The 12,786-nt window shown below is 70.0% G+C and carries 13 protein-coding genes; 7 read left to right on the plus strand and 6 right to left on the minus strand.

Annotation, left to right across the window (positions count from 1 at the left end; translation table 11 throughout):
* Positions 1–734 (plus strand): proline dehydrogenase family protein (locus Z052_RS10750; RefSeq protein WP_099289017.1); only part of this gene is annotated, 734 nt, incomplete at its 5' end.
* A gap of 517 nt (positions 735–1,251) precedes the next feature.
* On the opposite strand, the gene Z052_RS10755 is transcribed toward Z052_RS10750, so the two are convergent.
* Positions 1,252–1,989, minus strand: coding sequence for a helix-turn-helix domain-containing protein (locus Z052_RS10755; protein WP_049929895.1), 738 nt, complete (start codon positions 1,987–1,989; stop codon positions 1,252–1,254).
* An 89-nt stretch (positions 1,990–2,078) separates the two neighbouring features.
* Here Z052_RS10755 and Z052_RS10760 point away from each other — a divergent pair, with 89 nt between their 5' ends.
* On the plus strand, positions 2,079–3,599 hold the full coding sequence (locus Z052_RS10760) for an aldehyde dehydrogenase family protein (RefSeq protein WP_094519544.1): 1,521 nt from the start codon (positions 2,079–2,081) through the stop codon (positions 3,597–3,599).
* Positions 3,600–3,641: 42 nt separating this feature from the next.
* Here Z052_RS10760 and Z052_RS10765 read toward each other — a convergent pair whose 3' ends face one another.
* Positions 3,642–4,574, minus strand: a complete 933-nt coding sequence (locus Z052_RS10765; RefSeq protein WP_089307781.1) for a DUF5821 family protein — start codon at positions 4,572–4,574, stop codon at positions 3,642–3,644.
* A gap of 130 nt (positions 4,575–4,704) precedes the next feature.
* Between Z052_RS10765 and Z052_RS10770 the strand changes: the two genes are divergently transcribed.
* Positions 4,705–5,502 (plus strand): aldo/keto reductase, encoded by a 798-nt coding sequence (locus Z052_RS10770; protein WP_094519543.1) that lies wholly within the window; start codon positions 4,705–4,707, stop codon positions 5,500–5,502.
* A 24-nt stretch (positions 5,503–5,526) separates the two neighbouring features.
* Here the strand turns inward: Z052_RS10770 and Z052_RS10775 are convergent, their stop codons facing one another.
* Positions 5,527–6,576 carry a phosphotransferase family protein gene (locus Z052_RS10775; RefSeq protein ID WP_089307779.1) on the minus strand — a complete coding sequence of 350 codons (1,050 nt, stop codon included), beginning with the start codon at positions 6,574–6,576 and terminating at the stop codon, positions 5,527–5,529.
* A 143-nt stretch (positions 6,577–6,719) separates the two neighbouring features.
* Between Z052_RS10775 and Z052_RS10780 the strand changes: the two genes are divergently transcribed.
* Together Z052_RS10780 and Z052_RS20510 are read left to right on the plus strand one after the other, a co-directional pair.
* Positions 6,720–8,867, plus strand: coding sequence for a hypothetical protein (locus Z052_RS10780; RefSeq protein WP_094519542.1), 2,148 nt, complete (start codon positions 6,720–6,722; stop codon positions 8,865–8,867).
* 67 nt (positions 8,868–8,934) lie between these two features.
* A complete protein-coding gene (locus tag Z052_RS20510) occupies positions 8,935–9,084 on the plus strand; it encodes a hypothetical protein (protein WP_017342927.1) in 150 nt (49 codons plus the stop codon).
* A gap of 46 nt (positions 9,085–9,130) precedes the next feature.
* On the opposite strand, the gene Z052_RS10785 is transcribed toward Z052_RS20510, so the two are convergent.
* From Z052_RS10785 to Z052_RS10795, 3 genes are all read right to left on the minus strand, one after another.
* Positions 9,131–9,586, minus strand: coding sequence for a DUF5799 family protein (locus Z052_RS10785; protein WP_089307777.1), 456 nt, complete (start codon positions 9,584–9,586; stop codon positions 9,131–9,133).
* 73 nt (positions 9,587–9,659) lie between these two features.
* Complete coding sequence (locus Z052_RS10790; protein WP_089307776.1) at positions 9,660–10,778, minus strand: o-succinylbenzoate synthase; 1,119 nt, start codon at positions 10,776–10,778, stop codon at positions 9,660–9,662.
* Positions 10,775–11,704: a 1,4-dihydroxy-2-naphthoate polyprenyltransferase gene (locus Z052_RS10795; RefSeq protein ID WP_094519541.1), complete on the minus strand. Its 930-nt coding sequence runs from the start codon at positions 11,702–11,704 to the stop codon at positions 10,775–10,777. The genes Z052_RS10790 and Z052_RS10795 overlap by 4 nt, the downstream gene beginning before the upstream one ends.
* A gap of 217 nt (positions 11,705–11,921) precedes the next feature.
* Here Z052_RS10795 and Z052_RS20980 point away from each other — a divergent pair, with 217 nt between their 5' ends.
* Positions 11,922–12,071, plus strand: a complete 150-nt coding sequence (locus tag Z052_RS20980; RefSeq protein ID WP_233125168.1) for a carboxymuconolactone decarboxylase family protein — start codon at positions 11,922–11,924, stop codon at positions 12,069–12,071.
* A gap of 273 nt (positions 12,072–12,344) precedes the next feature.
* Positions 12,345–12,623 carry a hypothetical protein gene (locus Z052_RS10805; protein WP_086215681.1) on the plus strand — a complete coding sequence of 93 codons (279 nt, stop codon included), beginning with the start codon at positions 12,345–12,347 and terminating at the stop codon, positions 12,621–12,623.
* Positions 12,624–12,786: the final 163 nt, after the last annotated feature.

Raw genomic sequence — 12,786 nt, forward strand, 5'->3', positions numbered from 1 at the left:
CCCCCGCCGACGCCGACGCCAACGCGTACGTCGACCTCGTCGAGGCGATCGCGGAGCGCGGCGTCGACGCCTGCGTCTCGGTCAAATCGAGCCAGATCGGCCTCGACATCGCCGACGACGTCTTCGAAGAGAACCTGGCGCGCATCGTCGAGGCGGCTAACCCGCCGTCCGCGACCGGGCCGGACGGGACGGGCACCTTCGTCTGGATCGACATGGAGGACCACGAGACCACCGACGTGACGCTCGACGCGTTCGAACGGCACGCCGTCGAGACGGACGGCAACGTCGGCGTCTGCGTGCAGGCGAACTTGAAGCGGACCCGCGAGGACCTCGAACGGCTCGCCGACCTCCCGGGAAAGGTCCGACTCGTCAAGGGCGCGTACGACGAGCCGGCCGAGATCTCCTACAAGAAGAAGGCGCGCGTCGACGAGTCGTACCGCGACTGCCTCGCATACATGTTCGAGGCGTTCGACGACGGCGTCGCCGTCGGGAGCCACGACCCCGCGATGATCGACTACGCGAAGCAGCTGTACGCCGACCACGGGACCCCCTACGAGGTCCAGATGCTGACCGGCGTCCGGGAGTCGGCGCAGTTCGAACTCGCGGCCGAAGACGACGTGAAAGTCTACCAGTACATCCCGTACGGCTCCAAGTGGTTCTCCTACTTCTACCGGCGGATCCGGGAGCGCAAGTCGAACGCCCTGTTCGCGCTGCGCGCGATCGTCGGGAACTGAACGAACCGGGGCAAAGACCGGCGATCGGGCGCTACGATTTATCAATCGGCGTGTAATTTTTCCGTCCGCCGTTTATCAGCGATTGAACGACCGACGACGGACGCCTCCAAATTCCCGGCCGCTCGGTAATAAATGGTCGCTAGCAGATCGGCGGCAAACAGTTCCAAGGCCCCAGTCGCGAGGACGGCGCACGCTCGCTGCGGTCCTCAGTCGCTCGCTTCGCTCGCTCCTTGCGGTCCTTACGTCACCTGCGCCGTCCTCGCGACTGCCCCTTCGAGTCCCTACCCGACCGCGACCGCACGGCGCCTCACGCCTCCCCAACCTCGTCAGTCGCCGTCGCTTCGCTCCGGCGACTGACTCCCTCGCGCGTGCTGACTCGCGGCCGCCGATAGCGGCCGCTCGCAGGCGCGCGCCACCGCCTTCATTCATAACCAATCGGCGCTGTCGCTCGCGGATATTTAAATACCGTACCGCGCTCGACGCGCTGTAACACTCGCTCCGCAGTCGACACTGCCGTTCACGGGTCCAGTAGCTTCGACTCCGCCTTCCGCAGGTGTTCGAGCAGCGTCGTCTTCGAGACCTCCATGTCGTCGGCGAGCTCGCGCGTCGACGCCTCTCGGGGCCACTCGTAGTAGCCCGCTTCGCGGGCGTGTTCGTACACCTTCCGCTGTGTCGTGGTCAGCGTGTCGAGCCGCTGCTCGCGGGGGGTCCGCCCGGCGTGACCCGACGACGACATCGACTCCACCGTCACCTCCGCGCCGGCCGCCTCCTGAACCGCGTCGAGCGACTCCCGGATCTCGGTGCGCTCGCCGACGAAACACACCTGCCACTCCTCCCGTCCGCCCTCGATCCGGACCGGCGCGCTGTGGACGAAGCCGTGTTCCAAAAGCGTCGGACACACCATGTCGCCCGGGTCGTACTCCAGGAAGAACTCGCGGACGACGTTGCCCGGGGCGTCCCGAGCGCGCCCGAACCGCTCCTGTAGCTCCAAGAGGTTCCCCGCGCGGTCGGACTCGCGGATCGCGTCGAGCAACGCTTCGACCTCCTCGTTCGTGTCTCCGAACGCCGTGAACAGGCCGTTCACCGTGTTCGGCGCGTCGCTTTCGGCCATCGGTGAGTTGTAGATCGCGTGTGCGAGGACGCCGCCGCCGGTCTTTTTCGTCGCCTCGATCGCCCAGCAGTTCGGATGCCAGAGGTCGAGCGTGAGCCGGGTTCCGGCCCACTCGCTCGCCCCTTCTGGTTCGGTTGTCGCCATTGGTACCGCATGTTTGGCACTACATCACAAAGACCTTACCGACCATGGTAGGGTGGGTTATTTGGACGTGCCGACCGGATGTCTCGAACATGGCGCAGCCCTACCAGCACTACATCGACGGCGAGTGGGTCGACGGCGACGGGTCCGAGACCTTCGAGAGCGAGAACCCCGCGACCGGAGAGACGCTCGGAGAGTTCCGTCAGGGGACCCCCGAGGACGTCGACCGCGCGGCCGACGCAGCGGACGCGGCGTTCGAGGAGTGGCGCGAGCTCTCGCGGATCCAGCGCGCGGAGTACCTCTGGGACGTGTACCACGAGCTCCGCGACCGGACCGACGAGCTCGGGGAGATCGTCACCAAGGAGTGCGGGAAAGAGATCAGCGAGGGGAAAGCGGACGTGGTCGAGGCCGCGCACATGGTCGAGTGGGCCGCTGGCGACGCCCGGCATCCAAAGGGAGACATCGTCCCCTCGGAGATCCCCTCGAAGGACGCGTACATGCGACGGAAACCGCGCGGCGTCACCGGCTGTATCACGCCGTGGAACTTCCCGGTCGCGATCCCCTACTGGCACATGGCCATTGCGCTGGTCGAGGGGAACACCGTCGTGTTCAAGCCGGCCGAGCAGACGCCGTGGTGCGCGCAGATCATCGCAGAGATGTTCGACGACGCCGGCATCCCCGACGGCGTGTTCAACATGGTACAGGGGTTCGGCGACGCGGGCAACGCGATCGTCGAGAACGACGACGTCGACACCGTCATCTTCACCGGTTCGGCCGAGGTCGGCCACCTCATCCAAGAGAAGCTCGGCGGCGTCGCCGGCAAGCGCGCCGCCTGCGAGATGGGCGGCAAGAACGGGATCGTGGTCACCGAGGAGGCGGACCTCGACGTCGCGGTCCACTCCGCGGTGATGTCCTCGTTCAAGACGACCGGTCAGCGCTGCGTCTCCTCCGAGCGCCTGATCGTCCACACGGACGTGTACGACGAGTTCAAGGAGCGGTTCGTCGAGGTCGCGGAGTCGGTCGCGGTCGGTGACCCCCTCGACGAGGACACCTTCATGGGGCCGCTCATCGAGGAGGAACACCGCGAGAAGGTCACCCGAAACAACGAGGCGGCCCGCGAGGAGGGCGTGAACGTGCTCGTCGACCGGACCGAGCTCGACGACGAGGAGATCCCAGACGGCCACGAGGACGGCTACTGGGTCGGTCCGTTCGTCTACGAGGCCGACGCCCACGCCGACCTGACGTGTACTCACGAGGAGGTGTTCGGACCCCACGTCGCGCTCATGGAGTACGACGGCGACATCGAGGAGGCCGTCGAGATCCAGAACGACACCGACTACGGGCTGGCTGGCGCGATCATCTCCGAGGACTACCGACAGATCAACTACTACCGCGACCGCGCCGAGCTGGGGCTGGCGTACGGCAACCTCCCGTGCATCGGCGCCGAGGTCCAGCTCCCCTTCGGCGGCGTGAAGAAGTCCGGCAACGGCTACCCCTCCGCCCGGGAGGCGATCGAGGCCGTCACCGACCGCACCGCATGGACCCTGAACAACTCGAAGGAGATCGAGATGGCGCAGGGCCTCTCGGCGGACATCAAGACGAAAGACGACTGATCCGTCCGGAATGACGCCCGGTGACGGGCGTCCGAACGCTTCTCACCCTGTTACGCCGCGAACCGCCGCGACCGTCTCTTCCGCCGTCTCCGCCGCCGCGAGCGCGCCGCGCGCCGCGAGCCGCTCGCGCGGGCGCCCGACCGGTTGCGGCTCGGAGACGGTCTCGATCAGCTCGGCCTCCCGCAGGAGCCGTTTTATCCGCGTGAACGTCGAGGGGCTCCCGAGACCCGCGTCCTCGCAGGCCCGCCGGAGGGTGCGGTCGAGGGCGCCTTCGCGGGCGCCCACCGCGTAGGCGCGGACGCGGGTCTCCTCGGAGTCTGGACCCGCGGCTCCGCGCGAATCGGCGCCGACCTCGGCATCGAGCGCGCGGAGCACCGCCGCGGCGACCGATTCGTCACACCGCGTCGCGAACCCCTCGTACACCCGCCGTCGGCTCGGCGTCCGGAGCCGGTACGGCTCGGCCGCCGCGAACCGCGGCGCGTACCGCTCGCGGAGCGTGGCGTCGTCGCCGATCCGGTGCCACCGACTCACCGCTCCGGTCGTCTCCTCGCTCGTCTCCCCGCCCGCCCCGTCGCGTTCGCTTCCGATCAGCGCGAACCCCGTCTCCGCTCCCACCAGCACGGGGTTCGGCTGCGGCGTGTCGAGGACCCGGAGGTCGATCGCGTCGGCGTCGAGGAGCGCCGCGAGCCGGCTCGCAGGCCGGAACCCGGCGGTCATGGCGTCGACCGCGGGCTCGCCTGCGAACACGTTCAGCGGCGGGAGACCGGACGGGTCGCGGTCTCCCTCCCCGCCGTCCCCGTGCGCCTCACCGGCAAGCTCCGCGACGCTCGGCTCGACGAGCACCGGGGCGGCCTCCCGGTACGCCTCGACGACCGCGCGGAGCAGTCGCGGTCCGGGGTCGACGAGGATCGGGTCGGAGAGCGCGCCCAGCGGGAGCGGATCCGGGGTCGAGGGGAGCGCGGGTCCGGTCGCCATCGACCCGTCCTACGGTCGCGACGGATTAAGGGTGCGGGGCGCGACAAGCGCACGGGACGCGCACGGAACTGCGGGATCGTGACGTGCCGGCTCGCGCGCCTTTTTCACCCGGCGGCCGGAACGCGAACGCGTGCCACCGCTCGACCTGTCGATCGGGCTCGGAACGTCCGGGCTCGACGACCCCGAGACCTGTACCGACACCGTCGCCGCGGCGCTGGACGCCGGCTACCGTCACGTCGACACCGCGCAGATGTACGACAACGAGGCGGCGGTCGGCGAGGGGATCGCCGCGAGCGACGTCGATCGCGACGACGTGGTCGTCGCGACGAAGGTCCACCCCGAGAACCTCGCGCCCGACGACGTCCGCGAGACGGCGCGGGCGAGCCTGGATCGGCTCGGCCTCGACCGCGTCGACCTCCTGTACGTCCACTGGCCGATCCGAGCGTACGACGCGGAGACCACGCTGCCCGCGTTCGACGAACTCCGTGATGAGGGGGTGACCGACCACGTCGGCGTCTCGAACTTCACGCCCGATCTGCTGCGCGAGGCCCGCGAGATCCTCGACGCGCCGATCGCGGCCCACCAAGTCGAGTGTCACCCGCGGTTCCGGCAGCCGGAACTGCGCGCCCTCGCCGACGAGTTCGACCACCGGCTCGTGGGCTACTCCCCGCTCGGCCGCGGGGAGATCCTCGATGATCCGGCGATCCTCGAAATCGCCGAGCGAAACGACCTCTCGCCGGCGGTCGTCGCGCTCGCGTGGGCGCTCGATCGCGGGATCGTGCCGATCCCGAAGGGGCGAGGCGACCACCTGCGGGAGAACCTGCGCGCAGTCGACGTCGACCTGCCCGACGAGGACCTCGATGAAATCGATGCGCTCGATCTGGGGGAACGTCAGATCGACCCCGACGACGCGGCGTGGAACCGCTGACGGGGCGGCCGGCTGACACCGCGATCAGACCGCGTCGAGCCGCGCCCGCAGCTCGGCGTCCGCCCGATCGACCAAGGCATCGAGGGGCTCGTCGAGGTACGGTACCCACTGATCGATGAATCCCGAGCGTCCGAGCATTCTGACGACCTCGTAGACGGGGCGCCGCCGTTCGAACCCCTCGGGAAGCCCCCCGGCGCGCTCGCGGTATCCCTCGCGGAGGGCCGCGGCGAACCGTTCCGAGCCGGTCGAGTCGAACCCGTTGAGCAGCTGGTCCTCCGCGCGCACCAGGTCCCGAGCCGGGTCGCCGACGTGGGACAGCTCCCAGTCGATCGCCGCGACGCCCGGGCCGTCGGTAGCGTCCGCCCCGTCCCCTTCGGCCGTCACGAAGAGGTTCGGCTTCGTGATGTCGCCGTGGAGCAGCGCCGCCGGCGCGCCGTCGAGCAGGTCCCGGTTCGCGCGCACGCAGTCGACGACGGCGTCGTAGTGGTCGGCGAGCCGCTCCGAGGTGCCGATCTCGCGCGTCCGCTCGACCGTCGCGAGCAGCACGTCCGTCCACGGTGCGAACTCGATCGCGAGTCCGGTCTGCGCGTCGGGTCCCGCGGTCGCCGCTCCTTCCGCCGCGCTCCCGCGCTCCGTCCCCGCGCCGACGATCTCCCCGTGGCTCGCGAACCGGTCGGCGTGGAGCGCGGCGAGCGCGCCCCCGACGCGGCGGAGCAGTCGCTCGCGCTCGTCGTCGCTCGCGGCCTCGTAGGCCTCCAGCAGCCCGCGGCCGGGGGCCGGCGCCGTCGCGAGGTACGCCGGGTCCCCGTCCGGATCGGCCGCCAGCACCTCGGGGACCGGGAGGAGGCCGTGCGCTCCGACGTATCGGAGCACGGCGCGCTCCCGGGTGAGCCGGTGGCTCTCGTCGGCGAGCGCGACTTTGAGGAATGCCCAGGAGCCGTCCGCGAAGGCGACGCCGACCGTCTCGTTGGCGCCGTTCCAAGAGGGGCCGACGCCGGTCAGCCGGTCGACCTCGCGGTCCGGAAACGCCGCGGCGAGCGCGCGGTCGATCGGTTCCGATCCGGGCCCGTCCATGCGTGCTCGTCCGAGTCGGCCGATGTTAAGATTGTTGTCAGGGCTGGTCTAAAGCGAGCAAGAACCACGGTAGCACGCTTCAGAACTCCGAAACGAGATAATTACCAACAACCTCATACGTGTTGGCGAATCAGACTAATCTAGTGAACGACGGGTCATCCGAGGGGCGTATCGCGTTCGAGGTCGACGGGACGACGCTCACCGTCCGAGACGTGATCGAGGGCGAGGAGCTGCGGCTCGGCGTCGACCGCGAGCCGGATCTCCGCCCGGCGCTGCCTGCGCTGTTCCCCTCTCCGGTGGACCGCGCGGTCAGCTTCGAAGCGGAATCGCTGGTGCTACTCGACTACGCGTCGATCGTCTTCCGGGACGTTAACGGTGACCACGTCGCCAGACACAACGATTCGATAGAGCTCGAACGCGGCTCGTACTGTATCGAAGTGAACGGGGTGACGAAGGTACTCATCCGCGTGACGGACGTTGAGGTCTCGGCGACCAGTGGCGGAGGTCCCGACCCGGTTACTATCTCGTTCGACCGCCCCCGGACCGTCTCGGTCGGTGCGCGCTCGTTCCACACGCGCCCCGAGGCGACGATCACCGTCCCCGACGACCCGGCAGCGCTGACCGAGGCCGTGTCGCTGCTCGGGTCGTCAGTCAAAGAATTCACCCCGGAGCGGTCGTGGCCGACGTTGCGCGGCTATCCGCCTCGGATCGAGCCCGGCGACTCCCTCGACGTCCCGAGCCCGCTGTCGGTACCCGACACGGGCGTCGAGGTCGTCGTCCGACCGACGTACGCCGACGTGTACCGCCTCTCGACGCTGTCGTACTACCTCGGGGCTCGAATGGTGACGGGCGACGCCCCGGCGATCCGACTGGACACGGGGTACGAGGAACGGCTCCCGACGGAGGGGGAAGCCCTCGGGGAACGGGTCACGGAACTGTTCCGAACGTGGTTCTTCCTCGACACGCTCGCGCGGACGGAGGGGTACGTCCCGTCGGACCGGTACGAGTACGACGCGGTCGGTCCCGATCTCCCGTTTTACCCTCCGAACCTCGCCGACCGATCCATGAGCGAGCGGCTGATGGAGTACCTAGAGGTCGATCCCGAGACGGTCGAACCTCATCTGCCGGCGTGGCCGACCGAGGCCGTCCTCCGGCCGGTTCCCGCGTCCGCGGAACTGCTGCCGCACCTCGCTCACGTCCTCGCGCCGGTCCGCGTCCGGGGCGACGCCGGTTCCTCCGCGTCGGACGCGCCAGTGGGGATTGCGACATCGCCTCAGGCGTCAGCGGATCTGTCCGCCTTTGGCCCTTCGAACACCTCATCGGGACCGGGAAAGACGGCTCCCTCTCGTTCGAGTCGGGTTCCGTCTCCGGACGCGGACCCGATTCCTGCGGGCGCATCCGTGATATCCCCCGACGCGTACGAGAACCGACTTCGGAGACAGATCCCAGAGCGCGGCACCCTCTCGGTCGTGTTCCTCTTCGAGGACGAGGAACGCGCCCGATCCCTTCGGGGGTCGATGGTCGAACCTGCGGAACTCGATGGTATCGGGTCGTTGGACGTGATCGGTTCGCCGTCTCGCGACGCGGTCGTCGAGACGCTGTCCGACCCCGAACTCGACATCGTACTCTGCGGGGCTTCGGTAACCGCCGGCGCCGTGGGACCCGACGGTTCCATTCCTCTCGACGGGAGGACCGAGGCACCGAAACTGACCGTGTTCGAAGGCACGAGGGACACCGCCGCCGGCATCGACGCCGTCGAGCGCGGCGGGTCGAGCGCGATTCACCTCAGCGACGTCGTGTCCCCGGAGCGGCTCCGGACCATGATCGGCTTGATCGCGGCCGGATCCCCGCTCAGAGTGGCGACTCGACTGAGTCTCCGCGACGGACCTGTGACCGCTCGACACGTCGGTGACCCGGGGACCGCGATCGCCGTCGACCGCGGACTTACGACCCAGCTGTATTCCTGCCGATCACAGGCGAACGACACCTATCGCGTGGGCTGTTGGTCGTTCCTCTCGACCGAAGTGTTGATCGGGAGCGAGTACCGGTTCACCGGGGTTTTCAGCGACCGGAAATCGATCCTGAACGGAACGGGCGTGAAAGCCGGGATCACTGACGCTTCGGGGATTCTCGATATCCACAGCGACAAGTCACCCGTCCTCGAGTTCTCGGACGAACTCGTCCTCTGGAGCGACGATCTCTCCGCGGATGAGATCGCAGCGATGGCCCGAAGCCGACGGTCAGACGTCAGCTCAACCGAAGCCGCGTGCGAAGCGGGTAGAGAGGAGTGAATGGCCGCACTCTCGGGACCTCGTTTCCGTCGACATCTTTTATTCTCCGGACGACGAACCGCCGCGTATGCCCCAGATACACCTCGACGAGGAGACGGTCGAGCGGCTGGACGCGCTCCGGGTCGACGACGAGGAGTACGACGAGATCGTCAGCGAGCTCATCAGCATCTACGAGGCGGAGGAGCTCACCCTGTTCCGCGGTAGCGACGTGGAGTAACGAGCCGGGGCGAGCGTCCGCCCGCCGGTCGGACGGCGACCGCCGGCTACTCTTGGTACGCGACGCGGACCTGTTCCCACTTGCCGACTTCTTCGAGGTGCGCCTGTAGCTCGTCGGCGTACTCCTGAACGAGCCGCTCGGCGGCCTCCAGCTCCTCGTCCGAGGGACCGCCGGATCCGCCCCCGCCGCCGAGCCCGAGTGCGCCCTTAATCGAGTCGACCACGCCCCCGCCGGACCCGCCGGAGTCGCCGCCGGGAGCGCCGCCCATCCCCGCCATCTGCGACCGGAGGTTCTCCAGTTCCGGCATGATCGCGGGGAGGTTCGACGTGTCCGCGACGACGCGGGCGGCGTCGGGGTCGTCGGCGTTCTCGATCTCCAGATCGGTGGCCGTCATGATCAGGCCCCACTCCTGGCTGGAGAAGCGCGACGCGGCGACGCGCTCGTTGAACTGGTTGTCGACGGTCATCCGCTCGCCGACGATGGCGTCGGTCCACTCGCTCATGCGACTCCGTTCGCCGGTCGCGGTGAAAAGTCCGTCCCCCTCGCGTCAGGGTGCGGACGCCGACGGGGCGCGCTCACGACCGCCGGAGATCGTCGAACGCGGCGCCCGCGAGTCCGGGTCCCAACGGCACGGCGACCGCGCCCTCTGCGACCGGAGAGGGATCGGGGGCGAGGTCCTCGTCGAGCAGCGTCCCGGTCGCGAGCCCGCAGGGCGACACCTCGGGGACCGCGGCCGCCACGTGGACGGCGGCCGTCCGCGCGACGACCGCGTCGATCGTGGTGGTGACCACCGGGTCGACGCCGGCCGACCGCGCCCGTAGCGCGGCCGCCAGCGCGCGGTCGGGGCCGCCGAGCGCCATCGGCTTGAGGACGACCGCGTCGGCGGCGTCCGCTTCGAGGACGGCGTCGACCCCGTGGACCGCGACCGACTCGTCGGCGGCGATCGGGACCCGCTCGCCGCCACCGTCGCGGCGAAGTTCCGCCAGCCCGCCGAGGTCGTCCGCCGGGAGCGGCTGCTCGACGTACGCGAGGTCGAACGCCGCCAGCGCGCCGAGCGCGTGACGCGCCGTCTCCCGGTCCCACGCTCCGTTCGCGTCGGCCCGGAGCGCGACCCGGTCGCCGACCGCGTCGCGGACCGCGCGGAGGCGCTCGACGTCGGCGTCGACGTCGCGGGCGCCGACCTTCAGCTTCAGGCAGTCGAACCCCTCCTCGACCGCACGCGTCGCCTCGGCGGCGGTCTCCGCCGGCCCGCCGTCCCCGACGGTCGCGTTGACCGGGACGGCGTCAGCGGGCGTCGCGGTCACGCCGGCCTCGACGGCGAGTTGCTCCGCGAGCGGCCGTCCCGCGTCGCGAGCTGCGGCGTCGGCGAGCGCGAGCGAGACGCCGTGTCGCGCGGCTGGCGTCGATTCCGCGTCCGGCACTCCCGGGACCGGTTCGGACATGTTCCCGGCTTCGAGGTCGCCGAGCGCCGCCGCGCAGGCGTCGCGCGACTCCGTCCACCCTGGGAGCGGAGTCGCCTCGCCGAGGCCGACCGCGCCTGACTCGTCGCCGCCGCGTCTAGCCGTGATCACGAACCCTTCCCGGCGACGGATCTCGCCGCGTGCGGTTCCGAGCGGTCGGGTCAGGTCGAGCGCGAATGGGCGGTGGCGCACGACCGTGACCGAGGCCTCGCCGCGAGGGTCGTCGTCGGTCACACCGCCAACCCGACGGCGAACGCGACGGCGTACGCCGCGAGCAGTTTGCCGGTCGACTCTAACGCGGGGTTGAGCGCCTCGCCCGAGGTCTCGGTGAGCACCGTCCGCGCGACGGTCGCCGCGAGCGGGAGAGTGACGAGCGGGAGCAGCGTCGCGAGCCCGTCGCCGCGCGCGGCGAACCAGACGGGGACGAGGTACGCGACGGCGAGCAGCGCGAGGTACTCGGCGCGAGCGAACCGGTAGCCGAACCGGACGGCGAGGGTGCGCTTGCCCGTCGAGGCGTCCTCCTCGCGGTCGCGGAGGTTGTTGACGACGAGGATGTTTGTCGACAGCGCGGCGATCGGGAGGCTCGCGACCACCGCCGCGAGCGCGACGGTGCCCTTCGGGGGCCCCGCCGGGAACCACCCTGCGAGCAGCGCGGCGGCCTGAACGTAGTAGGTCCCCGTCACCGCGATCACGCCGAAGAAGACGAACACGAAGAGGTCGCCGAGCCCGTGGTAGCCGAGGGGGTACGGCCCGCCGGTGTAGGCGATCCCGGCCGCCACGGAGGCGAGCCCGATCACGAGGATGGGGACGCCGCCGACGGCGACGAGGTAGGTCCCCACGAGGATCGCGGCCGCGAAGGTGAGCCACATCGCCCGCTTCACCTCGGCGGGCTCGATGAGGCCGCTGGCGACGACGCGCGTGAACCCCTCGCGGTCGTCGGTGTCCGCCCCTTGGATCGCGTCGTAGTAGTCGTTCGCGAAGTTCGTGCCGACCTGGATCAGCGCCGCGCCGACGAGCGCCGCGAGCGCGGGCAGCGGGGCGAACACCCCGTCGGCGAGCGCGAGCCCGACGCCGACGATCACCGGCGCGGCCGCGGCAGGGAGCGTCTGCGGCCGAGCGGCGATAACCCACGCGCGCCGACGGGTCACCTCGGTACTCATTGCCGCCGATTGGCGCGTGGCGTCCCTTAAGCTTGCTATCGCGGATCCCTGCGGACCGGCCCGAACCGGTCGCGGCGAACGGTACCGAGTGGCGTACACCTATGCCTCGCGGGTGCGAGCCCTTCGCCATGGCCCGCGTTCCCTACGCAGAGGCGTCTGACGTGCCGGACGAGTACGGGGAGCTCTCGGGGTCGTCGCTTCAGGGGAACCGCTTCACGTGTGCCGGTCGCTCGGCAACAACCCCGCGGTGCTCGCCGGCCTCTGGTCGTTCCCCGAGTCGCTGTGGACCGACAGCCGGCTCACCGAACGGGAGCGTGAACTGGTCATCTTGGCGGTATCGAGCGAGATCGGCAACCGGTACGAGTAGCACCAACGCGGTACCATCGCCCGCGGGGTCGGGACCGACGACGAAGCGATCGTCGACATCGCCGCGGTCGCCGAGGGTACGACACGCTCGGCGGCGTCATCGACGCGTTCGACCCCGAACTGGAGTCGGGGAGCGAGTTCAACGGGTGGGACCCGCGCTAGCTCCGCGGCCGCAGGCCGCCCGGCACCGGGGCCACGGCACCGGACGGCTCGCGACCGATCGCCCGGTCTCGGCGACCGACAGGTTCGACAGGGACCGGCCCGTAACGCCTGTATGACCGACACGGAGGCCGCGTCGGCGAACGGCATCGAGGCGCGGTACGAGGAGACCGACGGCGAGCGACGGCTCACCTTCTCGCGGGACGGTCGGGAGGCGACCGTCGCGCAGAACGCCGACGGATACGCGATGTTGAAGGTCCGGACCGGCCCGGACGGCGACGAACTGGAGCGCTACTACGGGTTCGACATGGCGCTCGACCACGCGGCCGAGCTGCTCGGCGCCGCCGTCCCAGACCTCCCGGTGCCGGACGCCGCCGCCGATATGGGGATGTAGCCGGAACGCCGGCTCTCTCGGCACGCCGCCGCCGTCGTTCTCTGATCTCCCCCGAGCGGACAGCGCGAGCAACCGGCAGCATGATCCGGGACCCGGAACGCGAGACGAGCGGCTCCGTTCCCGATCGCCCATCTGTCGAAAGCGCCCGTCCGCCCGTCAACAT

It is taken from the genome of Halorubrum sp. C191 (genome assembly GCF_002727095.1).
Classification (GTDB): Archaea; Halobacteriota; Halobacteria; order Halobacteriales; family Haloferacaceae; genus Halorubrum; species Halorubrum ezzemoulense.

Excerpts from the sequence above, each read along its gene's own strand:
- Z052_RS10755 (WP_049929895.1), bottom strand. The coding sequence starts at position 1,989 with ATGGCGACAACCGAACCAGAAGGGGCGAGCGAGTGGGCCGGAACCCGG.
- Z052_RS10760 (WP_094519544.1), top strand. The coding sequence starts at position 2,079 with ATGGCGCAGCCCTACCAGCACTACATCGACGGCGAGTGGGTCGACGGC.
- Z052_RS10765 (WP_089307781.1), bottom strand. The coding sequence starts at position 4,574 with ATGGCGACCGGACCCGCGCTCCCCTCGACCCCGGATCCGCTCCCGCTG.
- Z052_RS10775 (WP_089307779.1), bottom strand. The coding sequence starts at position 6,576 with ATGGACGGGCCCGGATCGGAACCGATCGACCGCGCGCTCGCCGCGGCG.
- Z052_RS20510 (WP_017342927.1), top strand. The coding sequence starts at position 8,935 with ATGCCCCAGATACACCTCGACGAGGAGACGGTCGAGCGGCTGGACGCG.
- Z052_RS10785 (WP_089307777.1), bottom strand. The coding sequence starts at position 9,586 with ATGAGCGAGTGGACCGACGCCATCGTCGGCGAGCGGATGACCGTCGAC.
- Z052_RS10795 (WP_094519541.1), bottom strand. The coding sequence starts at position 11,704 with ATGAGTACCGAGGTGACCCGTCGGCGCGCGTGGGTTATCGCCGCTCGG.
- Z052_RS10805 (WP_086215681.1), top strand. The coding sequence starts at position 12,345 with ATGACCGACACGGAGGCCGCGTCGGCGAACGGCATCGAGGCGCGGTAC.